The 20,218-nt window shown below is 36.6% G+C and carries 23 protein-coding genes; 4 read left to right on the forward strand and 19 right to left on the reverse strand.

Going from position 1 to position 20,218, the window contains the following annotated elements; translation table 11 throughout:
• Positions 1-283: 283 nt before the first annotated feature.
• From F8153_RS14210 to F8153_RS14220, 3 genes are all read right to left on the reverse strand, one after another.
• Complete coding sequence (locus tag F8153_RS14210) at positions 284-1,306, reverse strand: DUF362 domain-containing protein (protein ID WP_151867026.1); 1,023 nt, start codon at positions 1,304-1,306, stop codon at positions 284-286.
• Between the two features lie 129 nt (positions 1,307-1,435).
• Complete coding sequence (locus F8153_RS14215; RefSeq protein ID WP_151867027.1) at positions 1,436-2,293, reverse strand: metallophosphoesterase; 858 nt, start codon at positions 2,291-2,293, stop codon at positions 1,436-1,438.
• A gap of 48 nt (positions 2,294-2,341) precedes the next feature.
• Entirely contained in the window at positions 2,342-3,205 is an 864-nt protein-coding gene (locus F8153_RS14220) for a hypothetical protein (RefSeq protein WP_151867028.1), read from the reverse strand.
• A gap of 162 nt (positions 3,206-3,367) precedes the next feature.
• On the opposite strand from F8153_RS14220, the gene F8153_RS14225 reads away from it, so the two are divergent.
• Complete coding sequence (locus F8153_RS14225) at positions 3,368-5,398, forward strand: prolyl oligopeptidase family serine peptidase (protein ID WP_151867029.1); 2,031 nt, start codon at positions 3,368-3,370, stop codon at positions 5,396-5,398.
• 175 nt (positions 5,399-5,573) lie between these two features.
• On the opposite strand, the gene F8153_RS14230 is transcribed toward F8153_RS14225, so the two are convergent.
• The 10 genes from F8153_RS14230 to wrbA all read right to left on the reverse strand — a co-directional run bounded on the left by F8153_RS14230 (position 5,574) and on the right by wrbA (position 11,435).
• Positions 5,574-6,767 (reverse strand): flavodoxin family protein, encoded by a 1,194-nt coding sequence (locus tag F8153_RS14230; protein ID WP_151867030.1) that lies wholly within the window; start codon positions 6,765-6,767, stop codon positions 5,574-5,576.
• Positions 6,768-6,972: 205 nt separating this feature from the next.
• On the reverse strand, positions 6,973-7,512 hold the full coding sequence (locus F8153_RS14235) for a flavodoxin domain-containing protein (RefSeq protein ID WP_151867031.1): 540 nt from the start codon (positions 7,510-7,512) through the stop codon (positions 6,973-6,975).
• Between the two features lie 167 nt (positions 7,513-7,679).
• Entirely contained in the window at positions 7,680-7,859 is a 180-nt protein-coding gene (locus F8153_RS16675) for a hypothetical protein (RefSeq protein ID WP_330577801.1), read from the reverse strand.
• A 51-nt stretch (positions 7,860-7,910) separates the two neighbouring features.
• The gene (locus F8153_RS14240) at positions 7,911-8,444 is read right to left on the reverse strand and encodes an ABC transporter permease (protein WP_330577802.1); all 534 of its coding nucleotides are present in this window, start codon (positions 8,442-8,444) and stop codon (positions 7,911-7,913) included.
• Entirely contained in the window at positions 8,445-9,206 is a 762-nt protein-coding gene (locus F8153_RS14245) for an ABC transporter ATP-binding protein (protein ID WP_151867032.1), read from the reverse strand.
• Between the two features lie 115 nt (positions 9,207-9,321).
• Positions 9,322-9,510 carry a cysteine-rich KTR domain-containing protein gene (locus F8153_RS14250; protein ID WP_151867033.1) on the reverse strand — a complete coding sequence of 63 codons (189 nt, stop codon included), beginning with the start codon at positions 9,508-9,510 and terminating at the stop codon, positions 9,322-9,324.
• A 55-nt stretch (positions 9,511-9,565) separates the two neighbouring features.
• Entirely contained in the window at positions 9,566-9,916 is a 351-nt protein-coding gene (locus F8153_RS14255; protein WP_151867034.1) for a DUF1048 domain-containing protein, read from the reverse strand.
• A complete protein-coding gene (locus F8153_RS14260) occupies positions 9,888-10,274 on the reverse strand; it encodes a DUF1048 domain-containing protein (RefSeq protein ID WP_151867035.1) in 387 nt (128 codons plus the stop codon). Before F8153_RS14260 ends, F8153_RS14255 begins: the two co-directional genes overlap by 29 nt.
• Positions 10,274-10,597 carry a PadR family transcriptional regulator gene (locus F8153_RS14265; protein WP_151867036.1) on the reverse strand — a complete coding sequence of 108 codons (324 nt, stop codon included), beginning with the start codon at positions 10,595-10,597 and terminating at the stop codon, positions 10,274-10,276. The genes F8153_RS14260 and F8153_RS14265 overlap by 1 nt, the downstream gene beginning before the upstream one ends.
• 226 nt (positions 10,598-10,823) lie before the next feature.
• Positions 10,824-11,435 (reverse strand): NAD(P)H:quinone oxidoreductase, encoded by a 612-nt coding sequence (gene wrbA / locus F8153_RS14270; protein ID WP_151867037.1) that lies wholly within the window; start codon positions 11,433-11,435, stop codon positions 10,824-10,826.
• A 241-nt stretch (positions 11,436-11,676) separates the two neighbouring features.
• Between wrbA and F8153_RS14275 the strand changes: the two genes are divergently transcribed.
• Both F8153_RS14275 and F8153_RS14280 read left to right on the forward strand, forming a co-directional pair.
• Positions 11,677-12,030, forward strand: a complete 354-nt coding sequence (locus tag F8153_RS14275) for an encapsulin-associated ferritin-like protein (protein ID WP_151867038.1) — start codon at positions 11,677-11,679, stop codon at positions 12,028-12,030.
• 20 nt (positions 12,031-12,050) lie between these two features.
• Complete coding sequence (locus F8153_RS14280; RefSeq protein ID WP_192929832.1) at positions 12,051-12,842, forward strand: family 1 encapsulin nanocompartment shell protein; 792 nt, start codon at positions 12,051-12,053, stop codon at positions 12,840-12,842.
• A gap of 6 nt (positions 12,843-12,848) precedes the next feature.
• Here F8153_RS14280 and F8153_RS14285 read toward each other — a convergent pair whose 3' ends face one another.
• From F8153_RS14285 to hypB, 6 genes are all read right to left on the reverse strand, one after another.
• On the reverse strand, positions 12,849-13,235 hold the full coding sequence (locus F8153_RS14285) for a YidH family protein (protein ID WP_151867039.1): 387 nt from the start codon (positions 13,233-13,235) through the stop codon (positions 12,849-12,851).
• A 37-nt stretch (positions 13,236-13,272) separates the two neighbouring features.
• Complete coding sequence (locus F8153_RS14290; protein ID WP_151867040.1) at positions 13,273-13,716, reverse strand: staygreen family protein; 444 nt, start codon at positions 13,714-13,716, stop codon at positions 13,273-13,275.
• A 384-nt stretch (positions 13,717-14,100) separates the two neighbouring features.
• Positions 14,101-15,027 (reverse strand): DUF5692 family protein, encoded by a 927-nt coding sequence (locus F8153_RS14295; RefSeq protein WP_151867041.1) that lies wholly within the window; start codon positions 15,025-15,027, stop codon positions 14,101-14,103.
• A gap of 47 nt (positions 15,028-15,074) precedes the next feature.
• Entirely contained in the window at positions 15,075-15,416 is a 342-nt protein-coding gene (locus F8153_RS14300; RefSeq protein WP_151867042.1) for a hydrogenase maturation nickel metallochaperone HypA/HybF, read from the reverse strand.
• Between the two features lie 11 nt (positions 15,417-15,427).
• Positions 15,428-18,211, reverse strand: coding sequence for an FAD-dependent oxidoreductase (locus tag F8153_RS14305; protein WP_151867043.1), 2,784 nt, complete (start codon positions 18,209-18,211; stop codon positions 15,428-15,430).
• Positions 18,212-18,216: 5 nt separating this feature from the next.
• On the reverse strand, positions 18,217-18,882 hold the full coding sequence (gene hypB / locus F8153_RS14310; RefSeq protein ID WP_151867044.1) for a hydrogenase nickel incorporation protein HypB: 666 nt from the start codon (positions 18,880-18,882) through the stop codon (positions 18,217-18,219).
• A gap of 342 nt (positions 18,883-19,224) precedes the next feature.
• Between hypB and F8153_RS14315 the strand changes: the two genes are divergently transcribed.
• Positions 19,225-20,211, forward strand: coding sequence for a helix-turn-helix domain-containing protein (locus F8153_RS14315; RefSeq protein ID WP_192929833.1), 987 nt, complete (start codon positions 19,225-19,227; stop codon positions 20,209-20,211).
• The last annotated feature ends 7 nt before the right edge of the window (positions 20,212-20,218 follow it).

Genomic DNA, 20,218 nt, shown 5'->3' on the forward strand with positions numbered 1-20,218 from the left:
AACAGAACAAAAGCATTTCATGCGTTAATTTTCTATGGTTAAAATGCTTTTGTTTTCCAGAGAACCCATGCGTTCTCTAGGACACTTCGTTTTCGGTCGTCTCACCGTCTCGACGCCGTTCGTAGCATAGTGTCACTTTTTCGTGACACAACTCACCTCTCCTTATTTTTATAAGGGGGAGGGGCCCCTTAAAATCCCCCATTTAATAGGAAAAAAGAGAACTTTACTATTAAATAAAAAATCTCTCCGTAATTTAGAGAGATTTTTATTATAATTCTACATATTATTTTATTTGGAATAACTGATACTTCGTTGTACCTAATCCTATTTTTTCAGCATGCTCTAGCGATAATCTTCCATTTTCAAAAAGCTTATCTCTGCTGTTTTCCTGTACTAAATCTAAACATGCAGCATCTAAAGCTACAGGATCCTTTCCAGCTAGAATACCGATGTTATCTGTAATTGGCTTCATGGATTTACCCATACAATCACAATCTTTAGTAATATTATGAAGAAAGGTTATGTATATGATATCTTTATCTTGTGCTGCTCCATAGGCATATTCAGAAAGCTTCTCTAAAAAGTGAGAACCTCCCCATGTGTTTCTGATTGCACCATGAGGACACACAGCAATACATCCCGCACAGCCAATACACTTACTCTCATCAATGACAGCAGTATCCGTTCTATATATGGCATCGAAGTCACATTTGCCTACACAGAGGCCACAAGCACTACATATTTCGGCATTTACAACAGGGGATATTCCTGAATGCTGTTCTAGCTTTCCTCCTCGTGCTGCAAAGCCCATGGCCAACTGCTTAAGAGCCCCTCCAAATCCCGCTTGAATATGTCCTTTAAAGTGACTCATAACGATGAATTGTGAATAATTTTTAAATTCCTTACCGATTTTGCATTTTGTTATGTATTCTTTATTAATTTCTATTTCATCATATTCTGTTCCAATTTCCCCATCAGCTATAATAATAGGAATCTGGGTAAAGCCGTGGTTTTGTGCTGTTTCAATATGACTTTCAGAAGTGGTTCTTGCACCCCTATATAATACATTGGTTTCGATATATGATGGAGACACTCCATTTTCCTTTAGATATTCTATGGTTTCATCATAACAGGCAGCTGGAATGAAGGTAGTGTTCCCTTTTTCGCCAAAGTGAACCTTTATTGGCACTTCCTTTTCAAATTTATGTCCAGTTTCTGATACAATTTTTCTTAATAGTTTTAAAGCATCTTTACCTAATTCTTCATAGTTTGAATCTGAATTTTTAATAAGATATACCACACTCATCAAATCTCTCCTTTATGTATTTTATTAAAATCCTGTTACCTTAGGTGGATAATTAATACATTCTTGTTAGATCTATTACTTCACCGTATAATTTTACACAATTCCTCTAATATCATTCAACAAACTCCTTCATTCAGTGTTTTTCAACGTCACTGTCACAATTTCAGGACGATTAAAGATTCTGACAGGTATAATACTATTTCCTAAGCCCCTGCTTACATACATTGTGGATGACCCTTTATGATATCTACCCTTTGTGTATTTCGGAAATAGGCCCTGATCTGGTGCAACCAATCCACCTATAAATGGCAATCTAATCTGGCCGCCATGGGCGTGTCCTGTAAAAATCAAGTCGATATTATGTTCCCAATACAAATCGAATAGTTCAGGTCGATGGGAAAGTAAAAGGGTAAATTTATTACTGTCAGGTAATTTCTTCAGCTGCTCCTCTAAATTACTGGTATTCGTACCCTCCTGGTAGCTCTCTGTATAGAAATCTGGGTCTGAGAGTCCCAGAAGTTGAATAGTGCTCCTTCCTTTTGTAAGATCATAGGCAGTATCATCCATGATATAAACTCCCGATTCTTTTAACTGCTGCTTAATTTTATCATACTGACCCAACCATGCTTCATGATTTCCTGATACGTAAAAAGTGGGGGCAATTTCCACTGCACCCTTAATAAAATCCATTGCTGTCTCCAGATGAAATTTACGTCTATCTATCAAATCTCCAGTAACAATAATCATATCCGGAGATAGGTTTTCAATTTCTTTCAGTAGTTTAGATTGCTCTTCTCCGAAGATTTTATTATGTAAATCAGATATATGTACAATTTTATAATTGTTGAAGTTAGAAGGGATCTTTGAATTATGATATATATAATTTGAGACAACTATACTATTGTTTTGCCAAGTACAAAATCCCACTAAAACAATAATTATACCAATCCATCTTAACAATTTAGTTTTTCTAGTGTTTTTCCTCATCTATCAAGCCTCCAACCTTAAAATAAGAGAGATTTTATATTTACGCATTTATATCGACTTCCTTTTATATCGAAGCAGGAAGAGATAGATTATTACCATTGCCAGAATTCCTAATAGTGACCAATAAAAAAACACACCACCTTTAGGATTAATGGCTCTGTAAAGAAGAATCATCAATATACAATATACGGCCGTTATGAAGGTAAATAATTGGGAAGCCCATGTGTAGAGATTCTTAGGTTTTTTCTGAAAAAAGTCTCTAAAATTACTTTTAATCTCTGCTTTTTTTATCCATTGTAAAACATCCTTCCACATCCAGATGCTAACAATAAACGCAATGATTAGAAGCCGGGTCATCATATGAATATAAGCAAAAACTCCTTCTTTAGGTGTATCATAGCCCATTATCATCATGAGACTATTGATTACAGTCACAATAGTGAAAGCCTCACAAATACCTTCTATAGGTGTTTCATCTTCCCACCAAACAGAGAATTTTTGAAAACCTTTTTTGAATGACATTTTCTTGACAATTATGGTATAAAAACCACTGGCTATAAGAAAGATTCCGTAAACTATAAGAATACTCTTAGTAATATCTCTATAGGCATTAGGGTGTAGTGTAATGAAATGCCCCATAATATATATGATTAACCAAGAAACACTACAAATAATCAGTAAAACCCCTACATTTTTTAGAATTTCTAATGAATATTCTTTCTTCAATTTAAACCCCTTAACCGATAGTAATTTCTTCATATTAACCTCCACGACAATATTGGATAGACACTTCAATGTATATAAAAACTCTACTATAACTCTTACGTCCAAATCGTAATATAAATCCTTTGTTATGTCAAGTTTAGCATTGAAACCCTTTCTGTGGCGACTAAAAATACCGTAAGGCTTCATGCTTTCATTCTCCTGTGTCTGAAAAATCTTAACTCTTATACTCTTTAAAAAATTTATTTCGTAATTCTAAAAGGTTTTACAGAATTTTTGTAGAAATATCATCATAATATCAACATGCTTTTTAAGGCTGAAATCTTTTTTTATGACTTGGAGGTGTTTAAAATGTTTGTAACTAAAAAGGATTCTATCGTTGAAGATTATCATGGTGTTAAGGTTTCGGACCCATATCGATGGCTTGAAGATGCAGACTCATTGGAAACAAGGGCTTGGAGCGACTATCAAAATCAATTAAGCCATGAATACTTTAATAGGATCCCATCTAGAGATAAGTATCGAAATCGATTAACTAAGCTATGGAACTACTCGAAATATTTTACTCCCCAGAAGGTTAAAAATCGTACTTTCTTTCTTAAAAATGATGGTCTTCAAAACCAAGAAATACTCTATATGCAAACCCATGATGAAAAACCAATGGTTTTGATAGACCCAAATACCTTTAGTGATGATGGTACTATCGCCCTAACTAACTACTCCATTAGCAAGGAGGGTAACCTTCTTGCCTATGCAACGTCCAAAAGTGGTAGTGATTGGCAACAAATAAGGCTTAAGGATATCAACACAAATAAAGAATTAAAGGATTTGATTAAATGGTGTAAGTTCACAAACATAGCATGGGCTCCCAATGACTCAGGCTTTTATTACAGCCGTTTTCCAGAGACTGGGACAGTAGATCCAGGTGAAGAAAGCTATTACAACAGTATATACTTCCACAAAGTAGGTACTCCTCAGGAAATGGACCCCATTGTTTATCAAGATAGAATTCATAAAGAGCTCAGCCATTCTCCCTCTGTAACGGAGGATGGAGAATACATTCTTATACATGCTAGAAATGGCACTTCTTCTAATAACAGATTCTATTACAGAGCTATTGATAGCAATGATGATTTTATTAGGCTAATTGATGAAGAGGAAGCTCAGTTTACTTTTATCCATAACAAAGGCCCTATTTTTTATTTTAAAACGGACCTTGATGCCCCCAGAGGCAGGGTAATAGCCATAGATATTCATAACCCTGATAGAAATAATTGGAAGAAAATCATTCCTCAGTCCAATGATACAATTGATTCTATTCAATGGATAAACAACAGCTTTGTAGTTGTGTATCTATACAATGCTCTGCACCAAGTTAAGGTTTTCAATTTAGATGGTTCCTTTTTGTATAATATCGATTTACCAATCATAGGTTCCATAACCGAAATTAAGGGTGATGGCGAAAGCACCGAGATGTCTTTGGGAATTACATCTTATCTCTTTCCTACAAGTATTTATAGATTTGATTTTAATAATCGACAGCTTTATCTTGTTTCAAAACCCCACATGGATTTCGATTCGTCACAGTATCAAACAACCCAAGTATTTTTCAACTCAAAGGATGGAACAAGGGTACCAATGTTCTTAACCCACAAAAGGGGTATAGAATTAGATGGAAATAATCAAACGTTGCTATTTGGATATGGTGGATTCAAGATCAGCTTAACTCCCTCCTTTAATCCGGCAATCCTACCTCTATTAGAGGATGGAGGGATATTTGCAGTAGCAAATCTTAGGGGTGGAAATGAATACGGAGAAGAGTGGCATCAAGGAGGAATGCTTGATAAAAAGCAAAATGTTTTTGATGATTTTATCTCTGCAGCAGAGTTTCTAATCGAAAACAACTACACTAAAAGATCTAAATTATCTATTATGGGTCGCAGTAATGGAGGACTTCTTGTAGCTACCTGTATGGTGCAAAGGCCAGATCTATATGGAGCAGTTATTTGCAATGTTCCTGTAATAGATATGCTAAGATACCATCGGTTTACCATCGGCCGCTACTGGATAGGTGAATACGGAAATGCCGAAGCAAATGCGGATCACTTTAAGTTTATGTATGCCTATTCTCCTCTTCACAATGTTCAAGAAGGTGAAAACTTTCCTCCAATACTAATAGCTACAGCCGACACCGATGACAGAGTTGTTCCTGCCCATGCTAAAAAATTTGCTGCAACTTTGAAGGAAAAATCTAAAGGTGACTCTCCAATACTCCTTCGGATTGAGAAGGATGCTGGTCATGGTTTGGGTAAACCTATATCTAAGTTAATAGATGAATGGGCCGATTTCCTTGCCTTCTTGTCAAAGGAATTAATGGTATAAAATAAATCAAAAAGGGGCCTCAAATTAGAAAAAATAATCTAAGATGAGACCCCCTATTTTAAGTTGCTATCTCTCTAATCACTCTATCTGGTACTTTTTATTATGCAAAGAAAGCTTCCATATCACCATCAACAATTGGAATTCTCTTTTCTAAGGATGCTATTATTCCCACTGGTTAAAATAGGTAGGGACCATCAAATCTCTTTTCATATGCATCATTTGCTTTAAGCTGTCTATCCCAAAAAAAGTTTATGATTCCTTTACCCAGTAGCTTGAACATAATTTTCACACCAACTCCAAATCGGATTGGTGCTGCCAATTTCCCGATACTTGTTGGGTTGAAGCACCCTTGATAAACCAACTCCTCAATTACCTTTACCATTGGCTCCATAAATTTCTCCTGGCTCTTAGGGGGCCGCATCTGTAAACCTTCTGTCCCACCCTTAATAGCTGTACCAACATAGGTTCTTTCTAGCCTGAGGGCCAATTGCTGAAGATATGCCTCAAGAAAATGAGATTGGCTACTTTCAGGAAAGCCCGATTGGACAAAAAAGCTTATACTCCCTTTTGAGGCTTGAAGCTTCTCCATAAATCCCATTACATGGGAAGGCATTGCATGTACATATAGCGGCATGAATAACATTACATGCTTATCAATTAAAAAAGCATCAGCCCACTCCTGCCATTGATCTATTTCCTTTAAATCACGAATCTCAACCCTATCGCCAAGGGCTTCAACAACCTTCTTTAGAATAAGGGCAGAATTGCTGCTATTCCTTCTTGGGGAACCGTTATAAATTACCAGTTTATCCATAGGTTCAATTGACCCAAAGGTCACTGTCTGATTTTTAGCCTTCCTTGATTTCAGTTGGCGTATTTTAACACCACCATCCTTTATGATTCGATAGGCATTAGATTTAAAGTGGTAGGCGGTACGAAACAAATAATCCTCAATAACCTGTTCTTCTTCATTGGTTAAACCTACAGTATCATAGTAGAATACCATATTAGGGTATCGATGGTATCTAGCAACATGATGACATTCGCCATCTACCAATTCTATATACGGGTGGTAGTGGGGGATTGTCCTGTCTAAAAAGGCTTTAGCTTGATGGTTAATAAATCCTTGAGCTGTATCCATTAGTAAAATCACGGTGTCACTGTTTACATAGTCAGGATAAATTTCTGCCATTTGGTCCTTCATTACACATCTACCAGGGGTCTTTAGCCAACAGCTCCAACAACCAATACATGCAGCTATAGATTCCTCTCCGAATCTAACAACCTTTAGGTGTTCATCATAAAGATTTTGAATCGCCTCAACTACTTCATCATCCTTTTCTCCTCTTAAATCAAATAAAGTCTTCATTTATATCTCTCCTTCAATACCCTTTTTATGATCTCAATATAAATACTATAACTTAATATATAGAAAAATCAAAATCCATTTCTATAACCATTCCATTATGATGGCTAGGGGGATTTACTTGTACAACTTCATTTCCAAAAGGGAAAAGGATGAAGAAACCAAAAAGCATACTGTTTTCTTCAAATATATGGGGAGCATAGATTCTCTATGATTTAATAAGTAACTGTTTTAAATAGGTAATCAAAGGCTCTATATATTCTCTACTAGAATGATCATAGGAGCCAGATATCGCCTTATTGGTTCCATCTTCTATATCAGATCTATTTTTTTTCAATTCCAAAATCTTATGATAAATTTTCATCATAGCTTTATCAGATAATCCCATTTTTTCATAATTCAATCCACTTTGAAAATAGAATAATTTGAAACGATTTAGCTCATCTGGCGAATAATTATTCATTTTAATATTTGTAAAAATCTCCTCACTATAAGGCGCTCCCCCTGTTACAAAAACAACGATCTTTTTGCTAACTAAACTTAATACTTTCATTTTAAATTCCTTCAGTCCTTGGATACGACCAGCGTGGATACCAGCACCATAAATAATAATATCATAAGTATTCATATCAGCATTATTCATTTCATCCAGTGGTATTACACGACAAGTAATAGCTTCGGTGATCCAGTCTACATATTTTTTTGTAAACCCCGTCTTTGATTTATAGATTAATAGAATTGATTCCATATAACCTCTCTCCTTGTTTTCTGATAATTTTATACCTTTTTATTTCCTATCATTTGCAAATTATGTAATTGTTTAAGAATGGTAATATATTATGATATTACCTCTTTTTTGTCAATACTTAGCAAATTAAAAACCCCTTAGAATTTAATCTAAAGGATTTTTGTTGATTATAGTTTTTTGTAGATCCTCATTGCAATGATATATGCAATAACTATTATTGCCATACACCATGCCAAAGCGGACCAAATCTCATTTCCTACTGGCTGGTTTGCTAATAAGTCACGAATAGCTTCAACTATAGGAGTTACAGGTTGATTTTTCGCAAAAGCACCTACTGCTGAAGGCATCGTATCTGTTGGTACAAAGGCAGAACTGATAAAGGGTAAGAAGATAATCGGCTAAGCGAATGCACCTGCACCATCAGGTGTTTTTGCAACAAGACCGGCAATTACAGCAACCCATGTTAAAGCAAGCGTAAAAATCCCTAGAATTCCAAATACAGCTAACCACCCTAAGATTCCTGCTGAAGAACGGAAGCCCATTAATAATGCAACAAGTATAATTACTATTACAGAAATTCCATTTGAAATTAATGAGGTTAAGACGTGACCCCATAATACTGTAGAACGAGCAATTGGCATAGAGTGAAAACGTTCAAAGATGCCACGGGCTTTATCTATAAATAAGCGGTAAGCTACATAGGCAATACCACTGCCAATGGTCATTAAGAATATACCCGGTAATAGATAATCAATATAGTTTTCTGCACCTGTTTCGATTGCACCACCAAATACATAAACGAATAAGAACATAATTGTTATTGGTGTAATACTAACTGTAATAATTGTATCCATACTTCTGAAGACATGACGCATAGAACGCCCAAACATAACACTCATATCTTTGAAGAAATATTTATTTGTTGATTCCATTTATCTCTCCCCCTTTTTCCCAATGATTGTTAAGAATATTTCTTCCAATGTCGGTTGTTTTTCTACATACTCTACTTTTGTAGGTGGGAATAGTTTTTTCAATCCCTCTAATGTATTTAAGGCAATGATTTTCCCTCCATGAAGAATAGCAATTTTATCTGCAAGTTGTTCTGCTTCTTCTAAGTATTGAGTAGTTAAGAATACGGTCCTTCCTGCAGCCTTTAATTCTTTAATAATTTCCCAAACTTCTAAACGTGCTTCCGGGTCAAGGCCAGTGGTTGGCTCATCTAAGAAAATAATCTTTGGATTACCCACAAGGCTCATTGCTATATCAATTCTCCTTTTCATACCTCCGGAATAAGTACCTACTCTACGTCCTGCAGCCTCTGACATGCCAAATCGATTAATTAACTCCTCTGCTACTGTATTGGGATTTTTAAGATGCCTTAATTTTGCCATCATTTGAAGATTTTCCCGCCCGGTCAAAATCTCATCAATGGCAGCAAACTGACCAGTTAGACTGATTGAACCTCTAATCCTCGATGGATTTTCTTCAATATCAAAACCATTAATCACAACACTTCCAGCATCTGCCTTTAGTAAAGTAGCCATGATTCTAATTATTGTTGTTTTTCCTGCTCCATTAGAACCTAGTAATGCAAAGATACTTCCCTTCTCTACTTCTAAGTCTACACCTTTGAGTACTTCTACGTTTTTGTAGTCCTTCTTTAATCCTTTAATCTGAATGATATCCTTATTCATTTTCTTTTCCTCCTCTGGAATATAGTAAACCTCTCAATCCTTTATCTAATCCTTGTGATAGAGCTTGAGTAGTTATCATAAAAAAAGAGCCGACAACTGTGATCTCATTCACAATTTATCGGCTCTGCGTCATGGCGTCTGGCTCTTTAATAACTGATATATTCAATTGTTGTACATTGATTATTCTTTCCTGTTTACACTTAGGACAAAATAGTGGAAAGTTCTTAAGTACCGTATCTGCACCTATTTTGACCCGTGTTTTGTTGCCACAGACTGGGCATAATATCCACTCGTATTTACACACTTTGCAACCCCCTTACCTTACTTTGTTGACGGTTGTTATTATTTGGAAACATTAATTATTTCCTTTTATCCGTAACCTTTTTAATGGCCTTGTTAACATCTTTGTTAACAGATTCTTGATAAATGTCAGCATAAGTTTTTGAATCTTTGATTAAATCGTCGCAGAAAGCCGCTACATCACTGCCTGTCACTTGCAGCACCCCTTTCCCAAAAGCCGCCCCCTCTTCAAAAAGATCTATAATTCCCGAGAGCAAACCGATCCCGTTGGATAACTCAACAGGCCCCACCTTATAGAGATATTTTTGAAGCTCATTATATACAATTTGATAATCCTTCGGGAGGGCTTTGACCCGGGCCACATGGGCTCGCCACTCTTTTTTACCTTCGATGATCTCTTGTATTCTCATGTTCATCCTCCAATCTACCTAGTTTTTTAGCAATATTATTGTTGAGCTCCTCTCTCCATTTGTCGCGAGAAGATTTTGACCCTTCTTCGCCTGCCAGCGCTAAACAGAACCCTTTGACATCATCACCTAAAGCCTCTTGGACACTTTGCCCTTCCGCAACCGCTTCTTCCAATAGACCAAGGATACCATCAAGAATTGGCATGAGGTTCCGACCTGTGAAATCTGAGTACTCCCAAATATTAGCGTTAATTTCTTCCCATGCCCCTTGATAATCAGACGGTAGCTTTTTAGCTCGCGATTCGAAATCCTTAAGTTCTTTAGTCATGTCCCTTCCAGTAATCTTTTCCCATAAATTCATTATTTTTGCTCCTTCAACTCATTAATTTTTGATGATACAAACTCCCATCTTTCCCAGAACTTCCTTAGTTCTACAAAACCTGTATCGTTAAGGGTGAAAAACTTTCGCGGTGGCCCCATATCCGAGGGTTTCTTTATCGTATCCACAAGTTTGTTTTTCTCTAGGCGAACTAAAATAGTATATACAGTTCCATCTACAACATCTGTAAAACCGAGAGAATTCAATTTCCTTGTAATATCGTAGCCGTATGTTTCTTCACGGCTTATAATTTCTAAAACACACCCCTCCAGGACGCCTTTAAGCATTTCTGTAATATTTTCCATAAATCACCTCTTCACTATCTAGTATTACTGGTAATTAGTATTACTTACTACTACTATATAGTACCACGCAATAGTGGTTATGTCAAGATAATATGGTTACTTTTTTTACCGATTATTATATATACATCTAAAATTAAATTCTCAATCTTATTAATAAAAATACCTTTCTTACAGTCATATAAAAAAGCTTCCTTCAATAGAAAGAAGCTCTCAGACAAATATAATCTTATCTTGTTAATTTTGAGGTAATGGTTGCTACATGATTTCCTAAGAACTTTGCACCTTCTAACTCATTTGTACTGGGTAATCTTTCACCCTCTCCTCCTGCAATGGTAGAAGCTCCATATGGAGAGCAACCGGTTATTTCATCAATTCGAGATTGACCTTGGAAGCTATAAGGTAAGCCTACAATGATCATTCCGTGATGTAAAAGGGGTATATGTGTACTTAATATTGTTGATTCTTGACCTCCATGCTGTGTACCAGTACTCGTAAATACGCTGGCTACCTTTCCAATTAAAGCACCCTTTGCCCATAAACCACCTGTTGAGTCTAAAAACTGTTTCATTTGACCAGTCATATTTCCAAATCTTGTTGGAGTTCCAAAAATGATAGCATCTGCATTTTCGAGATCACTAAGCTCTACCACTGGAATATCCTTAAAAGATTTTTGCATTTCAAGGGCTCCCATCTTCTCTAAAACAGTTTCAGGAAGAGTTTCGGGTATTCTTCTTAGAATTACTTCAGCACCTTCCACCTGCTTTACACCTTCAACTACCGCATCAGCCATTCTTTTGACATGACCATAGGACGAATAGAACAGAACCAATATTTTCATTAAATCTCCTCCTCCTTTACATTTATTATTTTTGATACCCTTCTATCAATAAGGTAAACTTTATTTACTAGGTCTCCCACATATACGTTTTGCTACAAATGTCTGGGGGAGTTCCAATTACAGCTGGAGTTTAGAATTTCAATAATAGATCATTTATATATAAAAATTTGAAAAAAAACTATTTTTTTATGCTATATTGGGTAAATATTATTGTGGATATATTTATAAGGAGGTATCGTATATGTCAAATTACCATGAACCAGTAGAACAACTGGACGAAAAAACCAAAAACATTTCAAGGGCAATAACCAGCCTTAAAGAAGAGCTTGAAGCGGTAGACTGGTATAACCAAAGGGTGGCAGTCACTCAAGATGAGACCTTAAAGGCAATAATGGCCCATAACCGAGATGAAGAAATTGAACATGCCTGTATGACATTGGAATGGTTGAGAAGAAATATGTCTGGTTGGGACGAAGAGTTGAAAAATACGTTGTTTCAAGAGGGTCCAATAGTTGGACAGCATGGAGGAGAAGAAGAACACATATCTCCCCCAAAGAAAATAACCGGTAAATTAGAAATCGGAAGCTTAAAATAGTAGGATGGGAGGAAGAAATTATGGAAATTTTGAAAAGAGATTTAGCGCCCCTTTCCCAAGAAGCTTGGGAGGAAATTGATTCTAGAGCAGCAGATGTATTAAAAAGTCATTTATCTGCTAGAAAAGTAATTAAAGTAAATGGGCCAAAGGGCTGGGATTATAGTGCACTACCTAAGGGAAGACTTGATTTAATTGAAGAAGAAGAGGGAGGAGTATGCAGTGGTTTGTATAGTGTCCAGCCCCTTATAGAGACCCGAATTTCTTTTGAACTGGACCGCTGGGAAATGGATAATGTTATTCGTGGAGCAAAGGACATCGACTTAGAGCCTTTAGAAGAAGCCGCCCATAAAATTGCCATGTTTGAAGAAAACGCTGTGTACAATGGATATCAACAGGGGCAAATCCAAGGATTGATTGAAGCCACTAGCCACAATATTCTTTTAGGGAGGGATGCCAACAGTATTATGGAAGCTTTGTCTAAGGGAATGTTAATTTTACAGCATGCATATTCTAATGGTCCTTACACTTTAATTGTTGGTGATAAAGGCTGGAACTTAATCAACATGGTTGTGAATGGATATCCCTTAAAGAAAACCATTGAGGCTCTTTTAGGCTCACCCATCCTTTATTCACCCATTGTAAAAGATGCATTGTTAATCCCCTACGACCATGAAGACTTAGAATTCACCATCGGACAAGACTTTAGTATTGGATATGAAAGCCATGATTCTAAAAAGGTAAAGCTTTTCATAACAGAATCCTTCACCTTCAGAGTACTGGACTCCAATATTATTGTAAAATATTCATTATAAACCTATCTAATTAACAAATAAACCCGGTCTGAACAACCAATTTTTCAGATCGGGTCTTATTTTTTTGGAGGGAATTCGTAAGATTAAAACAGAGCTAACTAATGTTAATTCAACTATTACGATGGTCAGCATGATTAAAAGCCAGAATGGTGTAACATCCATACCCTCTTCCTCCAGTTTAATTCTGATATTGCTATACCTCCAATAGGCATATGCATAACTGGTTAATGCTGTAATGACTAAAATCGTACCCATAGTTCTTATAAACCACGTGGGACCTTCCTCATCTAAAAATGTAATAATCCCAATTCCAGCTCCATATAATGCTAAGTCAGTTCTTATCCAAGCAATGAAAGTTCTTTCATGAGCTAAATAAGAACCACCTGAGTAGATAGGGCAATTAAATCATTAGTGAATCTGTACTATTTACCTACTTATAGTTCATAGGAGTTCCCCAGTATTCGTACTGGTTAAAAGCTGGATCTGTTGAATCAAAATATATCCATATGGGGGCATGATTTAATTGTGGATGTGCTATAAAAAATCCATTATCTCCATAGACGATAGCTTCAAGTGCCAATGGTAGTTCACGTCTAAAGATAGCATTACGTATAGAGTTCATTATGGGACCATAGTTACCTACATAAACATATACATAAAGAAATAGACCTATGTTAGAATTTCTCCACTCTGCCAAAACCTCATCCCTCATACTAGTAATTTTGTCATATGCGAATTGTAGACCTATAGTCAGAAATAACTCAGCTGTTATATCTGAGTGTGTCAATGTATATTTTCTTCCCAGTATTGGTTCTGTCGTTGTTACACCCGGTCTAAATTCCACAGAAAGTTTCTCAGGATCTAATCTCATCATAAACTTTAACTCACCACCTTTATTGCTTTTCTGTTTCCATTCCAGTATAATATGTTGCTATGTCTTCTAAACAATAAGATACTAATTGCAATACATTATATTCACTTTGAGCCTAGAGGTTAATAATTTAAGCAGCCATTAAGAATATAAGAGAAGATTATCTACACTTATATAGGTGACTCCCTTAGGTGTATTTCGCAACCCCGTTTTTACGCCAATTACTTGTATATGTTTGATTTCATCTCTTATTTTAGTAAGGATTATCCTCAGTTTGAGATGAAAACAACACAGAGGAACCGTCCCCTTGTGTCCTTATGTCCTAAAGAAAAATCCCCTAAAGCTATTATTTAGGGGAACATATCCTATATATGGATTTAAATTAATTTATAGATTATTGGCTTTCAAGCTTTTCTTATAATAGCTGGTATGGGTATATATCTCTTCCTTTAGTGGGTTCCTTTTGTCCCTTATCATGATATACACCATATAAGCAAATACCCCTACATTAAATATCAGTGATATAGCACTGATGGTCAACAGACCACTTTGGTTATAGGTAGGTAGTATTTGAAAATAGTTACTTTGCTGAAAATCAATGGATAGGGAGAACATTGCGTATAAGGATAAAATCTGAGCTCTGTGTTGAAGCCACGCACCTCGTTTAAAAAAATATTCTGCTATGAGGGCAGCTAATAAAATACCAAATCCAGCATACATTGACCTTGTCGAAATACAATTGTATACATAGGTAAAATTCCATAATGTATAGCCGATGATGTAGCCCCACGTCATATCTGGCCAAATCATATCTCTTGTTTTGTCTCTTGATACTTTGATACCAGCAAATCCCGTTAGGGTTACTATACATAGTATTCCTGCTACTGCATTCATAATATTCCAGAGGCCACCAAGTATAAGAATTCCTCCTGGATCCACCTCCAACACTTTATAGGTTGCAAATACCTCGAATTCTCTGTAAACCGCTTCTGCAATATTTAATGCTAAAATAGTTACAGGGAATATAGCAGCAAATCTTCTTTCTCCTAATTTGGTGAATCTAATCAGCATAAAGCCATAAACCCCTGTTAATGCAGATACTACCTTAACCCATCCAAACCATGTGTTTCCTGTAGGAGAGCCCAATACTCCTAAGTATACCAATACCCCTAAAACTACTGGCAGTCCACAGTACACTGCTATGGACAAAGCTTTTGATCTTCTTGTAGCTTCGTTCAGTGCCAGCAATACAGCTACAAACAAAATAAATACTATAAAATTTTCTATTGTTACGCCCTCAAATAACCAACCCATTACAAAATCTCCTCCTTTAATGGCTTTTTTAGTAGGTAGTAATTTTGTTAACCTGCTACAATTTCTTTAATATTAAATTCCTCTCCTGAGATTAAGGCATATTCATCTCTATGACATTTGGGACATATTCTTCTGTGCTCAATAATATTGTAGACTTCATTACAGGACTTACATTTTCCATTGGCGGGTAGCACAATGATTTCTAATTTTGTGTCTTCATAAGCGGTTTCACTAACAGCTGCTGGATAGCATTCTTCCAAAAATCTGGGAATTGCTTGGGATAACTGACCAACCTCTAATACAATCTTCTCCACCTTTGTCAATTGATTTTCTTGTACAAACCCATCCACTATTCTAACAACTTCGTAAACGATACCTAGTTCATGCATGATTCTTTCCCTCAATTTCTTTTATTTGTTTGGGTAAAAGGATTCATTTTCTTTGCCATTATTTTAACTTTTCTAGCCAGAGCCTTCTTGATGACAGCCTTTGGCAAGTCCTCAATTTTATAGCCCTTTACATCATAAACCCTTTCAAGCTTAATGGCTTCAAATTTACACCTTAATGTACATGCGCCACATCCAACACATAGGTATTCATCTATTTTAGTGGCACCACAGCCTAGACATCTTTCAGTTTCCTTCTTTATCTGTTCTTCTGTGAAGATGCCTCTTAAGTCTTTAAAAGTCGTTTTAGAGATCCTTCCATCTACAGGATTAATTTTTTGTCTTACAGTACCATCATATCCTTGAATTTCAGCCAGGTTATTTTTATCTAAAGGATTGTAGGAATGAGTATCTCTACCGAAGACCAATGACTGACCCTTTTGAACAAATCTGTGTATGGAGACAGCTGCCTCTTTACCTGCTGCTATTGCATCAATAGCAAATCTTGGACCACTGGTAACATCGCCACCGGCAAAAATATCGGTTTTTGAAGTCTGAAGGGTGACAGGATCAATTTCAATGGTATTCCAGTTGGTTAGCATTACATCTTCACCTTCTAACAGATTTCCATAATTGAAGGTTTGACCTATTGATAATATAACGTAGTCACATTCAACAATCCTTTTATTTGATTCATCATACTGTGGATTGAATCTGCCATCTGAGTCCAGTACAGAAAGACAACCTTTGAATTCAACCCCAGTGACCTTACCATTGTCTGTTAAAATTCTTGTTGGCCCCCAGGAATTGTGGATGTTTACACCTTCCGCTAGGGCCTCTTCTACTTCTTCAGGATGGGCAGTCATATTCTCTCTTGCTTCTAAGCAGAAAATGTCTGTTTGTTCAACACTATTTAGCCTTATAGCTGATCTGGCAACATCCATGGCAACGTTACCTCCCCCTATGACAACTACCTTGCCTTGGACATTAGTTGGTTGAGATAGGTTGATTCTTCGAAGGAAATCTACTCCACTCAGCACTTCGTTGGAGTCTTCCCCATCTAACCCAAGTTTTCTGCCTAACTGCGCACCTATGGCAATATAAAAAGCGTTAAAACCCCTATCTCTAAGCTCTTGGATTGATACAGCTTTTCCAACCTCAACACCGATTTCAAACTTAATGCCCATTTCCCTTAGTACAGCAATCTCCGCCTCTATAACATTCTTTTCCAGCCTGTAGGAGGGAATGCCAAAGGTCAGCATGCCACCTAGCCTTTTCTCTCTTTCGAATACAGTAACATCGTATCCATCAATGGACAAATCGTAAGCACAGGTTAGCCCAGAGGGGCCCCCTCCAATAACAGCAATTTTCTTATCACTATAATCATGCCTTTTTTTAGGTAAGTAGCGAAGATCTTTATTTAAATCCTGCTCTGCGATAAACTTCTTGATATCATCGATGGCTACAGCATCATCAACATCCCCCCGGGTACAGTCTTCCTCACATAATCTTGGGCAAACACGTCCACAAACTGCTGGAAGGGGATTATGCTTCTTAATCAATTCTAGAGCCTCTGTATATCTGCCCTGAGAGGCCAGCTTAATATATCCCTGAACGGGAATGTGGGCAGGACAATTGGTAATACAAGGGGCTGTTCCTGAGTCTAAGGTGTTCCTTCTGTTAATTCTGTAATGACTGTTCCATTTGTCTTCCATCCATTCTGTATCCCTTGGTGTTTCTTTAATTATCCTTTCATCAATGGCTTCTTTAGTGCATAGCTTTTGTCCAAGTCTTAAGGCATTGGTAGGACAAACATCCACACACTCACCACATGCCACACATTTGGATTCATCAACCACTGATTTATAATTGGATCTTACAATATCATTGTTGACATACTCATTGGCAAGTCTCATAGCATAGCAACCACAACCACAACAGTTGCAAATAGCGTGGGTGTGCCCTGGCTCATCTAAGTTTGGAATAGAGTGCATCAAACCATTGTCTTCTGCTCTTTTAATAATCTCAATGGCTTCTTCTCTTGTGATTTCCCTTCCTCGCCCTGTCTTGATGTAATACTCAGCAGCATGGTCTAATTGAATACACATATCTTCTTTTAAGTGTCCACAACCCTCTCCCATCGCTTCTCTGGAGGTTCTACAGGAGCAATCGGATACAGAGAATACCTTTGCTTCCATTAGGTGTTTAGACAGTTCTTCATAGGAAGCTTTTCTAGAGTTCCCATCAATGGACCTTTCAATTGGCAATACCCGCATAGGTCCTGAACCAATTGGCATAATCCCTACAGCCATAGGGCCTCTTTTACTTGCAAAGTGATAGAAGGCCTCTGCTACTTCAGGATGCTTAGCAACTAGCTCTTTGTTGTTATTGATCATTTCCAAGTGTCCGGGCACAAAGATATCTTGCCAATATCTATCTACTCCATCTACTGTGTTTACGAAGGCAACCCCAGCCCAAGCTAAATAATCCAATGCTTCTTTTACCTTTTCGTAGGGCTCCCCTGAAGCTTTTACAACATCCTCTGCACTAAGCTTTTTGCGAAACTCCAAATACATTGCCATCTTTGCTTGATAATCATTAAGGATAGGGGCAAGGGCATAGTACTCAGGCCCAAAGGGGATCGCCTCTCTGCTTGACCCTGCCTTGGTTCTTCCGATTTTGTTTGCAAGATCCACAATTTCTTTCCTATACTCTCTACCATCCACATCCCCCCAGGTTAAAGCAAAATTGAATCTTTTTGACTTGTTGAAATTGGTTTTTGTTTGGTTTTTGGCCATTGACTCTATCCCCTCTTTCTTACTTCTTTTCTAATCCAATTTAACCATTCATCTAAGCCTTCTCCAGTTTTAGCTGATATAGGGAAGATGATGATATCCTCATTTAGCCTTCTTACTCTTTCTTCTAGTAAGTCCATCCTAAAATCGAAATGCTCTATAGCGTCAATTTTATTGACTATCAATACATCTACTTTTCCAAATATCTTAGGATATTTTAGAGGTTTATCATCACCTTCAGGAACGCTTAAAATTGCTACATTTTTCATGGCTCCCGTATCATATCCTGCAGGACAGATTAAGTTTCCAATATTCTCTAAAAAAACAAGATCTAATTCTTCCACACCTAATTCTTCAATCCCCTGCCTTGTCATGGTGGCATCTAAATGACACATCCCACCTGTATGCAATTGAATGGCTTTTGCTCCTGCCTCTTGAACTGCTTTAGCATCTACATCCGAATCGATATCTGCCTCCATAACCCCGATTTTCATTTCATCCTTTAATGCTTTAATGGTTCTCACAATGGTGGATGTTTTCCCACTGCCTGGGGATGACATGATGTTAACAAGATAAGTCCCCTGTTTCCTTAGTTGACTCCTGGTGATTTCTGCAACTTTAGCATTATCTTCTTGGATATTTTTCTTGATTGTGAATACTTTTAACTCATCCATTTCCAAACCTCCAACACCTGATTTTACCTAGATTATAACAAGAGGAGAACAACTCAACAATGAGGAATTTTGTCGGAGTTTTTGAATTAATTACTTTACCTATGTGTTTACAATCCATGAATATTTGCAGCTCACTAATAATATGATTATTGTTGACATTCTTATGGAGGGAATTGTTAACAGTTAACCAAAGTAAAATTTTTCTTTATAGTCAGTATTTCCTTCTGATTTTTGGTACATTGTTATTTTTTTGATTATTGTAATGAAGTTCCTTAGAATGATAAAATATATATAGCTTATTTTTCCATAAAAATAGGTAATTTTAGAAAAATGGTGACTGCTATGAACAAAAATCTTAAGTTTAATATCCTATCAGAGGGACAAATCAACGGCGTAAGTGCCACTTGCCAAAAATATAACATTTCTAGGACTATTTATTATCGTTGGTTAAAAAGATATAAAGCCCAAGGGATTGAAGGTTTGGACGATATTAAAAAAGATTATATACCAATTAATAAAACAAGTGCTGAGATAGAAAATGCTTTGCTTGGCCTTTTCAAGAACTATCCTCAGTATGGCCCTAAAGCAATTAAATACCTCTTGGAAGAAATGGGTCATCATATAAGTGAATCAGCAGTTTTTAATGTCATGAAAAGAAATAATCTAACCAATAAGGAAAGCAGAATCAGATTTGCAAAAAAGAAGGTGGACAATATTACCGAAAGTCTTCCTCCTTTAAGTGAGCTAAAGAGTGGAGAATGCTGGATATCATGGATAATAGATTATGGAAAATTTGAAGGCATTGGGAACATCTATGAATATACCCTATTTGATTTTAAGAGTAGAATCGCCTGTTCACGTTTGTATAATGACTTATCCCTTAATAATTTTGAAAATCTTTTAACTGCTGTAGCTATACCAGTGGCCCAAACCCTGAACTTAAGCCTGAGATATTTATGCTTCTTTCAAGATTCAAGAATCATAAGACAAACTAGAAGCAGCTTCCACTCAAGGATTGATGAAATCCTTCGGGATCATGGATATGACATAAAAATCCATATTCTACAATCAAGTGATGCCTTAGGGAAGATCGATGAAATTAAAAAACAATATACAGAAGGTTGTCTGTCCTTTCTACTCCCCTTCATTCATGGAGGAGCTTCCTTCAGCAACCTCAAGATTCAATTTCAAAAACACATTCGAGCATACAATATAAGCCATAAGACAACCTTTGGTAAGGAGATCTATACTCCTATCGACTACCATAATAAATTAACAAATACTAAGCTTATCTTGCCTTTATGGGCATACATAGATAGGCACTACTAAGGGTGAT

Source organism: Alkaliphilus serpentinus (assembly GCF_009017255.1).
GTDB classification, from domain to species: Bacteria; Bacillota; Clostridia; order Peptostreptococcales; family Natronincolaceae; genus Alkaliphilus_D; species Alkaliphilus_D serpentinus.